Source organism: Corynebacterium sp. KPL2895 (assembly GCF_040225815.1).
GTDB lineage: Bacteria > Actinomycetota > Actinomycetes > Mycobacteriales > Mycobacteriaceae > Corynebacterium > Corynebacterium rhinophilum.
In genome coordinates, this window is record NZ_JBEHFY010000013.1 from 1 (window position 1) to 13,743 (window position 13,743).

The 13,743-nt window shown below is 60.7% G+C and carries 14 protein-coding genes; 7 read left to right on the plus strand and 7 right to left on the minus strand.

Annotated features, from left to right (window positions below):
* Positions 1–116 precede the first annotated feature (116 nt).
* Together trhO and ABRP95_RS07080 are read right to left on the minus strand one after the other, a co-directional pair.
* A complete protein-coding gene (gene trhO, locus ABRP95_RS07075) occupies positions 117–1,043 on the minus strand; it encodes an oxygen-dependent tRNA uridine(34) hydroxylase TrhO (protein ID WP_284770828.1) in 927 nt (308 codons plus the stop codon).
* Positions 1,044–1,085: 42 nt separating this feature from the next.
* Positions 1,086–2,582 carry a DUF1846 domain-containing protein gene (locus ABRP95_RS07080; protein WP_284770827.1) on the minus strand — a complete coding sequence of 499 codons (1,497 nt, stop codon included), beginning with the start codon at positions 2,580–2,582 and terminating at the stop codon, positions 1,086–1,088.
* A 118-nt stretch (positions 2,583–2,700) separates the two neighbouring features.
* On the opposite strand from ABRP95_RS07080, the gene ABRP95_RS07085 reads away from it, so the two are divergent.
* On the plus strand, positions 2,701–3,516 hold the full coding sequence (locus ABRP95_RS07085; protein ID WP_284770826.1) for an Fpg/Nei family DNA glycosylase: 816 nt from the start codon (positions 2,701–2,703) through the stop codon (positions 3,514–3,516).
* Between the two features lie 17 nt (positions 3,517–3,533).
* Entirely contained in the window at positions 3,534–5,126 is a 1,593-nt protein-coding gene (locus tag ABRP95_RS07090; protein ID WP_284770825.1) for a bifunctional ADP-dependent NAD(P)H-hydrate dehydratase/NAD(P)H-hydrate epimerase, read from the plus strand.
* Here the strand turns inward: ABRP95_RS07090 and ABRP95_RS07095 are convergent.
* Both ABRP95_RS07095 and ABRP95_RS07100 read right to left on the minus strand, forming a co-directional pair.
* Positions 5,113–5,748, minus strand: coding sequence for an ABC transporter ATP-binding protein (locus tag ABRP95_RS07095; protein WP_284770824.1), 636 nt, complete (start codon positions 5,746–5,748; stop codon positions 5,113–5,115). The two genes, ABRP95_RS07090 and ABRP95_RS07095, sit on opposite strands and share 14 nt — an antisense overlap.
* Position 5,749: 1 nt before the next feature.
* Positions 5,750–6,733 carry an ABC transporter permease gene (locus tag ABRP95_RS07100; protein ID WP_284770823.1) on the minus strand — a complete coding sequence of 328 codons (984 nt, stop codon included), beginning with the start codon at positions 6,731–6,733 and terminating at the stop codon, positions 5,750–5,752.
* A 153-nt stretch (positions 6,734–6,886) separates the two neighbouring features.
* On the opposite strand from ABRP95_RS07100, the gene ABRP95_RS07105 reads away from it, so the two are divergent.
* The 4 genes from ABRP95_RS07105 to ABRP95_RS07120 are packed head-to-tail and all read left to right on the plus strand — an operon-like array spanning position 6,887 to position 10,587.
* Positions 6,887–7,984 (plus strand): sensor histidine kinase, encoded by a 1,098-nt coding sequence (locus tag ABRP95_RS07105; protein ID WP_284770831.1) that lies wholly within the window; start codon positions 6,887–6,889, stop codon positions 7,982–7,984.
* Positions 7,977–8,594, plus strand: coding sequence for a response regulator (locus ABRP95_RS07110; RefSeq protein ID WP_284770822.1), 618 nt, complete (start codon positions 7,977–7,979; stop codon positions 8,592–8,594). Before ABRP95_RS07105 ends, ABRP95_RS07110 begins: the two co-directional genes overlap by 8 nt.
* Positions 8,594–9,577 (plus strand): NAD(P)-binding domain-containing protein, encoded by a 984-nt coding sequence (locus ABRP95_RS07115; protein WP_284783151.1) that lies wholly within the window; start codon positions 8,594–8,596, stop codon positions 9,575–9,577. The genes ABRP95_RS07110 and ABRP95_RS07115 overlap by 1 nt, the downstream gene beginning before the upstream one ends.
* 35 nt (positions 9,578–9,612) lie before the next feature.
* The gene (locus tag ABRP95_RS07120) at positions 9,613–10,587 is read left to right on the plus strand and encodes an MDR family oxidoreductase (RefSeq protein WP_284770821.1); all 975 of its coding nucleotides are present in this window, start codon (positions 9,613–9,615) and stop codon (positions 10,585–10,587) included.
* A 249-nt stretch (positions 10,588–10,836) separates the two neighbouring features.
* Here ABRP95_RS07120 and ABRP95_RS07125 read toward each other — a convergent pair whose 3' ends face one another.
* Positions 10,837–11,154: a MarR family transcriptional regulator gene (locus ABRP95_RS07125; RefSeq protein ID WP_349839145.1), complete on the minus strand. Its 318-nt coding sequence runs from the start codon at positions 11,152–11,154 to the stop codon at positions 10,837–10,839.
* A gap of 278 nt (positions 11,155–11,432) precedes the next feature.
* On the opposite strand from ABRP95_RS07125, the gene ABRP95_RS07130 reads away from it, so the two are divergent.
* Entirely contained in the window at positions 11,433–12,071 is a 639-nt protein-coding gene (locus tag ABRP95_RS07130; protein WP_284783148.1) for a hypothetical protein, read from the plus strand.
* A gap of 28 nt (positions 12,072–12,099) precedes the next feature.
* Here the strand turns inward: ABRP95_RS07130 and ABRP95_RS07135 are convergent, their stop codons facing one another.
* Together ABRP95_RS07135 and nrdF are read right to left on the minus strand one after the other, a co-directional pair.
* On the minus strand, positions 12,100–12,666 hold the full coding sequence (locus ABRP95_RS07135; RefSeq protein ID WP_284770818.1) for an NADPH-dependent FMN reductase: 567 nt from the start codon (positions 12,664–12,666) through the stop codon (positions 12,100–12,102).
* 34 nt (positions 12,667–12,700) lie between these two features.
* A complete protein-coding gene (gene nrdF / locus ABRP95_RS07140; RefSeq protein ID WP_284770817.1) occupies positions 12,701–13,714 on the minus strand; it encodes a class 1b ribonucleoside-diphosphate reductase subunit beta in 1,014 nt (337 codons plus the stop codon).
* Positions 13,715–13,743: the final 29 nt, after the last annotated feature.

Consider the following 13,743-nt stretch of genomic DNA (forward strand, 5'->3'; position numbering starts at 1 on the left):
AGTCGTTAGACATCCTGTCCATAAACTTCCTGGACTCCGCGTCAAAAAACTAACTGGACTCCGAGTCCAAAAAGTCAATGGACTCCGAGTCCAAAAAGTCACTAGACATCACAAAGCTAGCTGGCAAGGCGAAGGGCCACTTCCTCACAATCCGGTCTCCCGCAATGCTGGGTTTCCACATTTTGGATGCAGTCATCACAGATGAGCACCTGCTGGCGGCACGTGTTCTCATTAATGCAGTTGTGGAAGGTATTAGTTCCCTTGCCGCAGTGCACGCAGTGGCCCAATTGGATAAAGCCCGGGTCCTCTAGTCCTTGGCCAAACTCCTGGTGCATGCGCTTGTCAAAGACATACATGGAGCCTTCCCACAGCCCATCATTGCCGTACTTTTCGCCATAGCGCACGATGCCGCCATCGATTTGGTAGATCTCGTTGAAGCCACGGTTCTTCATTAGAGAGGAAAGGACCTCGCACCGGATGCCGCCGGTGCAATAGGATACGACCGGCTTGTCCTTCATCCAGTCATATTTGCCGGATTCCAGTTCCTCAATGAAGTCATGGGTTGTGCGCACATCCGGCACGACGGCATTTTTGAACTTGCCAATCTCTGCTTCCATGGCATTGCGGCCATCGAAGAATACGACCTCATCGCCGCGCTCTTCTACCAGCTTGTTGACCTCTTCCGGCTTGAGGTGCGTGCCGCCGCCCACGACGCCGTTTTCATCTACCTTCAGCTCGCCCGGCGCGCCAAAGGCCACGATTTCATCGCGCACCTTGACCGATAGGCGCGGGAAATCCTCGGCTCCACCATCGGACCACTTAAACTGCATGCGCTTAAAGCCCGGGTATTCACGGGTTTGGCGCACGTAGCGCTTGCAGGCATCCATGTCGCCGCCAACGGTGCCATTGATGCCGTGTTCCGAAATGAGGATGCGACCCTTCAAGCCCAAGGACTCGCACAGGGTGCGCTGCCACAGCATGACGGCGGTCGGATCCTCGATGGGGGTAAAGCAGTAATACAGGAGAACTTTGCCGATAGTCACGCCCATAATCTTAGGCCCGCTACCGGAAAGATCCCCAATTCCTTAGCGTTTCTGGTAGAGCGCTTTCTTGCGGGCGAAGGCCGGATCCGAGGTCACGAGCACGCCAAGGTTGCGGAAGATTCCCTCATCCACCGAGCCCAGGATGGTGGTGGTGTGGACGTCGCAGCCGGCGAGCTCCTTGATCTGCTCCAGCGCCTTGCGCGCATCCTCGTCCTTCGCGGCGGATACGGATAGCGCGATGAGCACCTCATCGGTGTGCAAGCGTGGGTTGGAAGATCCCAGGTGCTTCGTCTTCAGCGTTTGGATTGGCTCTATCGACTCCGGCGAGAGCAGGTGCGTTTCGTCATCGATGCCGGCTAAATACTTGAGGGCATTGAGTAGCATCGCCGCGGAGCACCCCAGCAGCGGGGAGGTGCGGCCGGTGATGATGGTGCCATCGTGCAGCTGCATTGCGGAGGCGGGTCCATCGGTTTCCTCCGCGCGCTTGCGGGCCGGGCCAACCACAGGGCGGTCATCGGCCTTAATGCCGGCCTTTGCCATGACGACGGCGGCGCGCTCGGACTGCTCATCGCCCAGCCCGGCGCGGGCTTCTTCTACTTTGGCCTTGAAATAGCGGCGGATGATTTCCTGCTGTGCGGCGGCGCGGCAGACCGCATCATCGGTAATGCAGTAGCCGGCCATATTCACGCCCATGTCCGTGGGCGATTCGTATGGCGTGGTGCCGGTGAGCTTTTCCAGCAGGGTCCGCAGCAGCGGGAACGCCTCGACGTCGCGGTTGTAGTTCACCGTGGATTCGCCGTGGGCGCTCAAGTGGAAGTGGTCAATAATATTGGAATCATTAAGATCCACCGTGGCAGCCTCATAGGCGAGGTTGACTGGGTGCTCGAGGGGAAGATTCCAGATGGGGAAGGTTTCAAACTTGGCATAACCAGCGTTATTGCCGCGCTGGTGCTCGTGGTAGACCTGCGATAGTGCGGTGGCGAGCTTGCCGGAACCAGGACCTGGGGCGGTCACAACGACCAAATCCCGGGAGGTTTCGGCAAATTCGTTCTTACCAAAACCATCCTCAGAGACAATGAGGTCAGTATTCGTGGGATAACCAGGGATAACGCGGTGGCGGGCAACCTTGAGGCCGAGGCGCTCAAGCTTTTCGATGAACGCCTCTGCCTGCGTATTTCCGTCTTCCACCTGGGTCATGACGATGTTTTCGACCAAGAAGCCGCGGCTGCGGAATACGTCCACTAGGCGCAGGAGGTCGTCTTCATACAGGATGTCTAAATCGGCGCGTACCTTGTGGCGGGCAATGTCTTTGGCATTGATGCACGGGAGGATTTCAATGTCCTCTTTAATGCGCTCCAGCATGGCGATCTTGTTATCCGGGGTAAAGCCCGGCAGCACGCGGGAGGCATGCATATCATCGAAAAGCTTGCCGCCCATTTCCAGATAGAGCTTTCCACCGATTTCTTCGCGGCGGGCCTGGATGTGCTTTGACTGCAGCTCTATGTATTTTTCACGGTCAAAACCGATTTCATGCGTCATGATTTATCGACCCTTCAATAGAAATAAAATCAATCCGCGCTTTGAGTTTACTCTTTTTCATTCCCCGGCGCCACGCGCCCTAGTTGGGGGCGACCAACTATTTCACTACACTGAAGTTATGCCTGAAGGTCACGTGATCCACCGCCTAGCCCACACTCTCAACGCGGACTATCGCGGGATGCCGCTCAACCTGACCAGCCCGCAAGGCCGCTTCGCCGCTGAGGCGGCCATTCTGGACGGTACAGAAATCGACCACGCAGAGGCCTTTGGCAAGCACCTCTTCGTGCACTTCACCGCCGCGGACCCGGAGCATATCCTCTATATTCACCTGGGGCTCATCGGCAAGCTCAGCTTCGAACCGCGCGAGGAAACCCGCGGTCAGATCCGCATACGCATAGACAATGGGACGCAGGCCGCACAGCTGCGCGGGCCCCAATTTTGTCTGCTGCTTACGGAGGAGGACTACCAGGCCCGGCTGACCAAGGTAGGACAGGATCCGCTCCGCGCCGATGCCGACCCCGAAGCCCTGTGGGCCAAGGTACACAAATCCCGCCGCAGCATAGGCTCCCTCATGATGGACCAGCACCTGTATGCCGGTGTGGGCAATATCTACCGCGCGGAGGCCCTCTTTCGCGCCGGCCTCTCCCCTTTCACTCCTGGCAAGGATGTTTCCCGTGAAACATTCTTCGCCATCTGGAAAGACCTGGTAGAGCTCATGAACTACGGCGTGGAGCACGGCCGCATCGATACCGTGCGGGCCGAGCACTCCCCCGAGGCCATGGGCCGCGACCCGCGCAAGGATGATCACGGCGGCGAAGTCTACGTCTACCGGCGCGCGGGCCTATCCTGCTATGTCTGCGGCACGCCGATTGCAGAGCAGGTAATGGAGGGCAGAAACCTCTTCTGGTGCCCCACCTGCCAATCCGCTGCTTAAGGCCTATAGTGGCGGGCATGCGACCTGCCTATAGTGTATCCGCCGTTCGTTCCGCCGAGTCCGCGCTCCTCGCGCAGCAGAGCCACGATGATGAGCTCATGCGCCTGGCCGCGCAGGGCATTGCCGCCACGGCGAAATCCATGCTGACAGGCCCAGCGCCTCGCCGCATCTCCATCCTGGCCGGGCCTGGCGGCAATGGCGGCGATGGCCTTTATGCAGGCGCTTTCCTCGCCGAGGAGGGCTATGGCGTCGAAGCAATCCTCGTCGCCGGTTCCGCGCACGACCCAGCGTTGCAGGCCTTTAAGGCCGCCGGAGGAACCATTACTGAGCAACCGCGCGCGGAGGCCACAGGCCTGCTTATTGATGCCGTCGCTGGCCTTAACTCCACCCGCGGCCTCAGCGGAGCGGGTCTTGCCGCGTACCGCGCGGCCAAGCAGCACGATATCCCGGTGCTTTCGGTGGATATCCCCTCTGGCATCAACGCCGATACGGGCGTGGCCGCAGAGAACGCGGTCGAGGCAACGATTACCGTGAGCTTCGGTTGGGCGCGCGCCGGTCACGTCTTCGCCCCGGAATGCGGCACGGTGGTCCTGTGCGATCTGCAGCTGCCCAACGCGCCGCGGTCCTTCGCGGAGGAACTAACGGCCTCGGCGGAGCCAGCGGGCTATATCGCCAACGAGCCCACCATCGATCTCCCCTACCAGTGGCCTGCGGAGCCCGTGCTTGCCGATGTCCACTTGGGCCACGTCACCGCCCCCAAGCCCGTGGGCTGCACAGGGCCCATCGTGGACCCCACTCCCCACGCTTCAAGCACGAAATACACCGGCGGGGTCACCGCTATCTGTGCTGGCAGCAGCGCGTATCCCGGCGCGGGCATCCTGGCGGCTACCGGCGCGGTGCGCGCCACGCCGTCCATGGTGCGGGTGATAGATAACGATGCCGTGGTCCCCCACTTGCCCGAGGTGGTTCCTCACCCGAGCGCCGAGGACAAGGTACATGCCCAGGCGTGGGTAGTAGGCCCTGGCCGCGGCACCGATGAAGCAGCGGCGCGCGAGCTCCGCACCGTCTTAGATCGCGAGCTGCCCACCATCCTGGATGCCGATGCCCTGACGCTGCTCGCCCAGAGCGCTGAGCTGCGCGATCGTGTCCGCACCCACCCGCGGGTCATCCTTACCCCGCACGCCGGCGAGTTCCGCCGCCTGTACGAGGCCGCCCTCGGCCGCGAGCTCGATCTCAGCGAGGGCGTGGGCCCGCGCCAGCGCGAGCTGGCCGAGGACTTGGACTGTTTTATCCTGCACAAGGGCCGGATCACCACGGTGACCGCGCCCGACCAGGCCATCTATGGGATGAATGCCGGTCACTCTTATGCGGCCACCGCAGGCTCCGGAGACGTATTATCCGGCATCCTCGGCGCCACCATTGCGCAGGTAAACCACGCGAAGGCCGATGCCGAGTACATCATCATGGAGATCCTCCACGCCGCCGCCCTACACCAGCACGCCGCAGCCATTGCGGCACATACCCCCGATGGTTTTGGCATTTGTTCCGCTTCCCAGATTGCCGCGGCGATGCCCCAGTCCATCGCCCGCCTGCTAGTTATGCACCGTTAACGTCCTGCTTGCTCACGCGGCCGTCTTTGACCTCGACCACGTGGTCGGCGAAGGTGAGCAAGGAACGATCGTGGGTGACCAGCACGGTGGCGGTGTGCAGCTCCTGGGTAATATCGCGCAGCAGGCGGATGATTTCCTGCGAAAGGTGGGAGTCGAGGGCGGAGGTGGGTTCATCGGCAAGCAGCAGGTTCGGCTCATCCATTAAGGCGCGCGCGATATTGACACGCTGGCCCTGGCCGCCGGAAAGCTGGCCGATGCGGCGATTGCCCATGCCCTTAAGGGCAACGAATTCTAGCAGCTCATCGGCGCGATCCTTGCGCAGCTTGCGCCCGGCCATGTGGTCCATGATGAGCAGCTGATCGCGCACCTTGAGCGAGGACAGCAGGTTGGACTGCTGGAAGATGATGGAGTTCGTGCCGTCGACCTCGACGGTGCCGGAGTCCGGCGTGATGAGCCCGGCGCCGACGGAGAGCAGCGTGGACTTACCGGAACCGGACTCGCCCACGATGGCGGTGAGGGTATCGGAGTCGGCGCTAAAGGTGGCATTATCAAGCGCCGTGGTCGTCGTCGTACCGTCCTGGAAGGTGACGGTGGCGTTGCGAATATCAAGAATGGTGGACATTTTAGGCATTTCCTCCCAATGCATCGAGGGGGTTGGCTTTGGCTACGCGGCGGGTGGAGACTAGGGCACCGGCCATGCCCAGGATCCAGATGCCGACCGCGGGAACGATGATGGTGCGCACGGTTACGTCGAAGGGGACGGTGCCAGAGGCCAACAGGCCCAGTAGCCAGCCGACGAATGCGCCGAGGATGGTGCCGGCCGCCAAAATCAGCGCGGCTTGGGCCAGGGCATCGCGCAGCAGGTAGCGCACCGAGGCGCCTAAGGCGCGAAGGATGGAGAGATCGCGGGTGCGCTGCAGGGTCCACACCGTCAGGAAGGCGACGGTGACCAGGGCGGAGATGCCGTAGAGGAAGCCCTGCATGGTCAGCAGCGAACCGCGCTCGGACTGGTAAGCGGGCAGGCCGGAGAAGGAATCAGACATCTCGACCGAACCGGGTACCTCTTCGGAGTGCAGGGCAACCGTGCCGACTACCCCCTCTGGGGCATGGCTTACCTTTTGCCAGGTCTGGGTAGATACCCACACCACAGGCGAGTGGGAGAACTGCGTTTCGGCAACGGTGCCCTCTACGGAAAGGTCTACTCCGCCGATATTCACGGTGCCGGAGGCATCAATCGTGTCAGACAGGACGGCGCCATCTTCCGGAATGGTGGCGTTAGTATTGGGGATGGTCGTACCGGCCGGAAGGCCCATCACGCCTACCGCGCCCTCGCCCTCCAGCTTGGTTTGCGCGGTGCCCAAGGCAATCGCATCCCCGGAAAGATCCTTTTCATGGATCTCGGACTCGTTATAGGCGGGCTCTTCGGTAGAAAAGCTGACGTAGGGGTGATCTTGCGCCACGGCCTCAAGCGCCGAGGTATTTTGCTTGGACAGGCCCTCCGTCAGGCCGGAGAGCATAACCAAAAGCAGGGTAATAAGCGCTACGGTGCCGCCGATGAGCCCGAAGCGGCCGCGCGCAGCGGTGATTTCACGAATAGCTAAGAACATACTTCTATAGTCCCTTTGTGCAGGTCAGAAGTAATCGACGGCCTAGTTGAACCTCCAGTCAACCAACTGGTTGATCCCTCATCCACCCTCCGGCAGATACTGTAGGAAATTGTGTTTTCTGGACAGAAATTATGGCTCTGGGGCCTACACGCCATGTTCGCGTTTCTGCTGCTTTTCGGCGTGGCCCGCGCCTATATCGATGACCGCTTGGACGCCCGCGCCATCCTTTTGGCCATCGGCCTAGCCGCGGTGTACGCGGCCGAGCGCTGGCTTCCCACCTGGCTCTGGCTCACTGGGCTGTGCCTGCTCTGGTTGGGGCTGATGGTCCACGCGCAGGATTTCATGTGGCTCGAGTTCCCGCTCATCTTCGTCTTCCTGCGCGCCTTGCCCAAGTGGCCAGGCCTTATCTCCATCACGGTGCTGTGGGCGGCGGCCGCCTTCATCCCCGCGTGGCTGCATCCGGATGGCTGGTCCATCGCCGCGGCCATGGGCCCGCTTATCGGCACGACCTTTGCAGCGGGCGTGTTTTATATCCAGCGCCGCTTGCAGGCGGAGGCGGCGCATCACAGGGACATCGCCAAGCAGCTGCAGGAAACCCAGGCGGAGCTTGCAGCCAGCGAGCACCAGGCCGGGCGCCTAGAAGAGCGCGAGCGCCTCTCCCGGGATATCCATGACACCGTGGCCCAAGGGTTGAGCTCCATCCTGTTGCTATCCCGCGCCGCCCGCACGACCGATGATCTAGAGACCAAGGACGAGCAGCTCGCCGTCATCGAGGACACCGCTGGTGAGAACTTGGCCGAGGCCCGTCGCTTCGTCCGCGAGCTCGCCGGTCCCGATGAGCGCCTAGAAACCCAGCTGGATTCCATCCTGTCGCAGATGCGCCGACGCGCGGAGGCTTTGGGCGAGGACACCACCTTCGACCTCGTCGTTTCCGGTAGCGGCAGCGTTCCCAGCGATATCAAGCAAGTGGTCGTGCGCGCCGCGCAGGAGGGCCTTAATAACGTGATCAAGCACGCGCACGCCTCCCGCGCGGTGGTCACCCTGGGCCTTTTTGAGGATGCAGTCACCCTGGACGTCGTGGATAATGGGCACGGTGTAGTTGAGCCCCCGCGCCACGGCGGCGATAGCGGCTTTGGCTTGCAAGGATTGTCCCAGCGCGTGGAGAGCGTCGGTGGCTCCCTGAGCCTCGAATCCGGCGATGGCACCGCCCTTGCCATTAGAATCCCCCTCAAGGAGCAGCCCCATGGTTAATGTCATGCTTATCGATGACCACCCCGTCGTCCGCGCCGGGCTGCGCGCGATACTCAATACGTTTGCCGATGTCCGGGTGGTCATGGAAGGCGATAATGGCGCGGACGTGGACAAGCTCTGTGCCGATGACGCCCCCGAGGTCGACGTCGTGGTCTGCGATATCCAGATGCCGGGCGTCGATGGCATCACCGCCACCAAAAAGCTGACCGAGGCCGGCGGCCCACCCGTGCTCATCCTCACCACCTATGACACCCAGGCCGATATCCTGGCCGCAGTTGAGGCCGGCGCGATGGGATACCTGCTCAAGGATTCACCCGAGGAAGAGCTGCACGAAGCGGTGCTCAATACCGCCGCGCGCCGGCGCACCCTCGCCCCAGAGGTGGTCAACCTCCTGGCGCAGCGCGTGGGCCAGCCCGAGCAGTCCCTGTCCACGCGCGAGCTGGAGATCCTCCGCGCCCTCGCGACCGGCTCTTCCAATAAGGAACTAGCCAACCAACTCTTTATTTCTGAGGCCACCGTGAAGACGCACCTCATTCACATCTATCAGAAGCTGGGCGTGGACACCCGCACGGCCGCGGTGACCGTAGCCCGCGAAAGAAAGCTCATTTAATGCTCGATTGCATCGTTATCGGCGGCGGGCAAGCCGGCCTGGCCACCAGCTATTACCTGCGCAAGAAGGGGCTCGACTTCCAGATCCTCGATGCCGAGCCCTCCCCCGGCGCGGCCTGGCGCCACGCGTGGCCGTCGCTCACGCTATTTAGCAATAGCGCCTCCTCCAACCTGCCCGGCTGGCCGATGCCCCACCACGAGGGTTTCCCGCCCGCCAGCCACGTCATCGATTACTTCGCCCGCTACGAGCAGCGCTATGACCTTCCCGTACGCCGGCCGGTGTGGGTCCAGGAAGTCACCCACGATGGCGAGAACTTTCATGTCACCACCGATGACGAACACCTCACCGCGCGCACGGTGGTGGCAGCCACGGGCACGTGGTCCTCGCCGTTTATCCCCTACTACCCCGGTTCCTTTGCCGGGCGGCAATGGCACTCGGCGGTCTACCCCGGCCCCGATCCCTTCCGCGGTGAGTCCGTCGCCGTTGTTGGGGCGGGCAATTCCGGGGCGCAGATTGCCGCAGAGCTCGTGCTCTCCGGCGTAGAGGCCACTTGGTTTACGGCAAATCCGCCGCGGTGGATGCCCGATGACGTTGACGGCCGCGTGCTTTTCCAGCGCAACCGCGCCCGCCTCAACGCCATGATGCGGGGCGAGCCCGATCCCGGCGCGGATACCAACTTGGGCGATATTGTCGTCGTTCCTCCCGTCAAACGCGCCCGCGATGAGGGCTTGCTCGAGGCCTCCCCCATGTTCTCTAACCTCGATGAGGTGAAGGCAGATCACCTCATCTGGTGCACCGGGTTCCGCCCGGCGCTGGGGCCTTTCCGCGCGCTTCTCGATGGCCGCACCCCCACCGTCGAAGGCCTGTTCCTCGTCGGCTACGGAACCTGGACCGGCCCCGGTTCCGCAACCATTACCGGGGTGAGCCCCTTTGCCAAGCAGACCGCGGGGGACATCGCCAAGCTCTGCTCCCCCGACCTTTAGCCGCCCAAAAATGGTTGCATCACAATTCACGTATCATGGTGAGCATGAGCACGCTACTTGTTACCCGTAACGAAGACAAATCCGTCACCACCTCTTTTGAGGAAGGGGAATTCCTCGGCGAGGGTGACCTGACCGTTGACGTCTCTTATTCCTCGCTGAACTACAAGGACGCGATGGCGATTACCGGCGATCCCGGCGTCGTCCGCACCAACCCGCTGGTGCCCGGTATCGACGTGGTCGGCACTGTATCCGAGTCCAACGTGCAGCGCCTGCCGGTGGGCACCCTCGTTGCCTCCTTCGGCGATGGCCTTGGCGAATTCCGCCACGGCGGCTACACCCCAAAGCAGCGCGTCAATTCTCGCGCCACCGTTGCCCTGCCAGCAGATTTCACCGCGGAACAGGCCGCTGCCGTCGGTACCGCCGGTTACACCGCGGCGCTGTGCGTTAACTCGCTGCGCGGGCTTCCCGAGGGCCCCGTCCTCGTCACCGGCGCCACCGGCGGCGTCGGCTCCATCGCCGTCAACCTTCTGCGCAATGCCGGCTACGAGGTCCACGCCATGACCGGCCGCCCCGACGATTACGCCAACTACCTCCACGAGCTCGGCGCGCACGAGATCATCGATCGCGCCGAATTCACCGAACCGGGCAAGCCCCTGCAAAAGGCCATCTACGCCGGCGCCGTGGATACCTCCGGCTCCCAGGAGCTGGCAAACGTCTTGGCCCGTACCAAGTGGGGCGGCACCGTTGCCGCTACCGGTATGGCAAGCGGCCCTGACCTGCCCGCCACCGTGATGCCCTTCATCCTGCGCAACGTGCACCTGGCTGGCGTGAACTCCGTCGATGCCCCACTGCACTATCGCCAGAATGCTTGGCAGCTCCTCGCCCGCACCTTGGACTTGTCCATCTTGGAGTCCTTGACCAATACCCTTCCACTGGAAGATGCGGTGGAGGAAGCACAATCGCTCATCAACGGCAGCCACCACGGCCGCACGGTGCTGAAGATTTCCTAAGGCCTAAGCCCTTTAGGGCCTACAGCCACAAAGGCACCCCGTCACTCCTGGCGGGGTGCCTTTTCTGTGCGCCGGGGCTCTTGGATCCTAGGCATCGCCCGCCAAGTGCCGCGTGATTTTTCTCGAGATAGACCCCAACTGCCGCAGCTCCTCTTCCGTCAGGACGGAAACCACCTTTTCCTCCACTTTCGCGGTATGACTGTTCAAGGCTGCGGCAAATACTTCCTCACCTATTTTCGTCACTGTGGCTTAAATAGCCCGGGGTCCTAGCTCCTCCGCGTGCCGCCTTGAAACCAAATCGCGCCGCTCCATCCGGACAAGCTGTCGGTGCAGCCGCGATTTCTCCCACCCAAGTTCCACAGCCAGCTCATGCGGGCGGGTGCTCTGCCCACGGCGGCGCTGCAGAACGGCCAGCACCGCATAGTCAGCCTCACTCACATTTGCGGCTGCGTGCAGTGCGTTGGCCAACTCCCTATGCAGCTCGCGCTGCATCGCTACAAAGTCCGCCCACGCCGCACTTTCTTCTGGGCGCACAGTTTCCCCCTTTGGCTTTGACTTAAATAGCATTATATACTGCACAGTTGATTACTCAACCGAGAATTGAGTAGAGCGGTTGATCCATCAACCCCCACCATTTATTAGGGCGTGGGATTTGGACTTCCAATCATTCATAATGGCCATATTTTTGCCAATTTAAACCCATATACTTTGCTTTTCATAATCTATTTATTGGTCCTGACGTTTGCTGGATACTATCTATCATTAGGACTTAATAAGTATCTATCGGCCGGATTTCGAGCCGGCTGCGACCCCCGTCGGGTAGGCGGCTGTCTATGATGGCGGACATGGATAAACTTTTTAGCGCCTGCGGATTCGACTTCCTGGACACGGAGGAACTCATCGCGGAGCTTCCCACGGAGCGGACCCTGTGGGACGCACCGGCTTTTGATCAAGTGCTCTACTATGCGGACCCCTCCGGGATCGCCGTCACGGCGATGGAGTACGAGGGGGAGTGGACCGTCTTGCCGTCATTCCGAGGCGGGGAAGACGTGGAGGCAACGCTATATCGCGCCATGCCATTTATTGGCATCCTGGAAATGGAGGATCTCCGGTGGGCGGTGCTTAGCGATGCCCCCTTCACGCTTCCCACCGGCAACCCCGTGGGCGGTGAAAAACTGCGCGGCCGGGTGCGACCCGCAGTCGTTGCGTTGGACTATGAATTAACGGAACCGGCGGAGTTCTCGCTGCAATCCCCAGCGACGGAACGGTTCTATCAAAACTACAAGCCCAGCCTGCTCAACCCGCAGGTCGAGCTAGCTGGCACCGTGAATAATGTCGAGAAAAAGACCAATGAATTTGGGGGAGGGGAGTTCTGGGTAAGCGAAATCGACGGACTCCCGCTCATTGTTGATGCCCCAGTTGAAGCGGGACAGGGAATCCGGGCGCACGGCATCGCGCTATGCGCCACGGAGTACTGGGATTAACCGCCTCGCTGATTGGAGAAGGTAGCTCCTACTGTTGCGGAGCCGCAGGTACCAAGGCTACAAGGCGCTCGAGGTAGTCCTTTACAAACTCGATGGTGCTGGACGGCTCGATCTTTCCGTCTTCACCAATGAGCTGGGGTGAATTGCCCAAGAATACCTCGGGCTGACCGGGCATCGGCATGTCGAAGTAGGACAGTGCTAGGCGGACGTTCTTGTGGGAGGAATACCCACCCATGCGGCCCACGGAGTGGCTAATGATGCCAGCTGGCTTATTCTTCCAGGACACATCGGAATTGGGTTTGGATCCGATATCGATGGCATTTTTTAAGCACGCCGGGATGGTCCGGTTGTTTTCGCTGGTGACGAACAAAATCGCGTCCGCATCCTTAATTGCATTGCGGAAATCGGTGTACGCTTCCGGCGTGGGTTTATCCGCCACGCCAGGATCGTCGTAGTCGAAATCATAGAGCGGGAGGTCACGCAGGTCGTAGCGCTGGCACTCAACGTGCTCGGGGACCAGTTCCATGGCATGGTTGGCGATCTTTTTCGCAATGCTTTCCCGCCGCAGGCTGCCGACGAGTACAAGAAGTTTCATGATATGTGTCCTTTCGTGTGGAGACTTAGTGGTTTTAGAAATCCCAGTCGGCATCGGAGGTCTCTACAGCTTTGCCGATGATATAAGAGGACCCCGAACCCGAAAAGAAATCGTGGTTTTCATCCGAACCTGGCGTGAGTGCCGCGAGGATTTTTGGGTTGACCTGACATTCCTCGTACGGGAAGAGGTTGGGATAGCCCAAATTCATCAAGGCTTTATTGGCGTTGTAGCGCACGAACGTCGCGACATCATCCATAAGCCCGTACGGTTCATAGAGCTCGCCGGAATAGCGCATCTCCAGGTCATAGAGCTCGCGCACCAAGTCAAAGGTAAATTCCCGCATGTCCTCGCGGCGAGCTTCCGTGGCGTGATCCAATCCCCGCTGGAACTTATATCCGGAGTAGTAGCCGTGGACCGCCTTATCCCGCAGGATGAGCCTGATCATGTCTGCCGTATTGGTCAGCTTTCCGTGCACGCTAAAGTGCAGCGGAAGATAGAAGCCGGCGTAAAGCAGCAAGGAGGACAAGAGGGTCGAGGCAACCTTGCGCTTTAGTGGGTCATCGCCATAGTAATGCACCATGACACTGGTCGCGCGCTGTTGCAGCACTGGGTTATCCACGGCCCACGCATAGGATTTCTCAATCTCTTCGGTGCTGGCCAGGGTAGAAAAGATTGAGGAATAGCTCCGCGCGTGTACCGCCTGCATGAAGGCGATATTGGTATAAACGGCCTCCTCATGCTCAGTCCGGGCATCTTGAATCTGGCTGATTTCTCCCACGGTGGCCTGCACGGTATCCAGTAGCGTCAGGCCGGTAAAAACGCGAATGGTGAGATCGCGTTCGGCTGGATCCATGCGCGACCAGTCATTGCGGTCATTGGAGAGCGGGACCTTTTCCGGCAACCAGAAATTCGAGGTCAGGCGGTTCCACACCTCCAGGTCCTTGTCATCCCAGATGCGATTCCAATTCACCGGGCGTAACGGGGTGGAAGCATCGTGGCGAAAATGCGGCGGGGTTTGGGATCGCTCAATGAGCTCTTGATATTTCATCGATGTTTTCTCGTTTCTTTTTCTTAGGC

What these genes read in the sequence shown, in the direction of transcription:
- ABRP95_RS07095 (WP_284770824.1), bottom strand. Translation starts at nt 5,748, where the DNA reads ATGTCCACCATTCTTGATATTCGCAACGCCACCGTCACCTTCCAGGAC.
- nrdF (WP_284770817.1), bottom strand. Translation starts at nt 13,714, where the DNA reads ATGAAATATCAAGAGCTCATTGAGCGATCCCAAACCCCGCCGCATTTT.
- ABRP95_RS07125 (WP_349839145.1), bottom strand. Translation starts at nt 11,154, where the DNA reads ATGCTATTTAAGTCAAAGCCAAAGGGGGAAACTGTGCGCCCAGAAGAA.
- ABRP95_RS07135 (WP_284770818.1), bottom strand. Translation starts at nt 12,666, where the DNA reads ATGAAACTTCTTGTACTCGTCGGCAGCCTGCGGCGGGAAAGCATTGCG.
- ABRP95_RS07130 (WP_284783148.1), top strand. Translation starts at nt 11,433, where the DNA reads ATGGATAAACTTTTTAGCGCCTGCGGATTCGACTTCCTGGACACGGAG.
- ABRP95_RS07120 (WP_284770821.1), top strand. Translation starts at nt 9,613, where the DNA reads ATGGTGAGCATGAGCACGCTACTTGTTACCCGTAACGAAGACAAATCC.
- ABRP95_RS07115 (WP_284783151.1), top strand. Translation starts at nt 8,594, where the DNA reads ATGCTCGATTGCATCGTTATCGGCGGCGGGCAAGCCGGCCTGGCCACC.
- ABRP95_RS07090 (WP_284770825.1), top strand. Translation starts at nt 3,534, where the DNA reads ATGCGACCTGCCTATAGTGTATCCGCCGTTCGTTCCGCCGAGTCCGCG.
- ABRP95_RS07100 (WP_284770823.1), bottom strand. Translation starts at nt 6,733, where the DNA reads ATGTTCTTAGCTATTCGTGAAATCACCGCTGCGCGCGGCCGCTTCGGG.
- ABRP95_RS07110 (WP_284770822.1), top strand. Translation starts at nt 7,977, where the DNA reads ATGGTTAATGTCATGCTTATCGATGACCACCCCGTCGTCCGCGCCGGG.
- ABRP95_RS07085 (WP_284770826.1), top strand. Translation starts at nt 2,701, where the DNA reads ATGCCTGAAGGTCACGTGATCCACCGCCTAGCCCACACTCTCAACGCG.
- ABRP95_RS07105 (WP_284770831.1), top strand. Translation starts at nt 6,887, where the DNA reads ATGTTCGCGTTTCTGCTGCTTTTCGGCGTGGCCCGCGCCTATATCGAT.
- ABRP95_RS07080 (WP_284770827.1), bottom strand. Translation starts at nt 2,582, where the DNA reads ATGACGCATGAAATCGGTTTTGACCGTGAAAAATACATAGAGCTGCAG.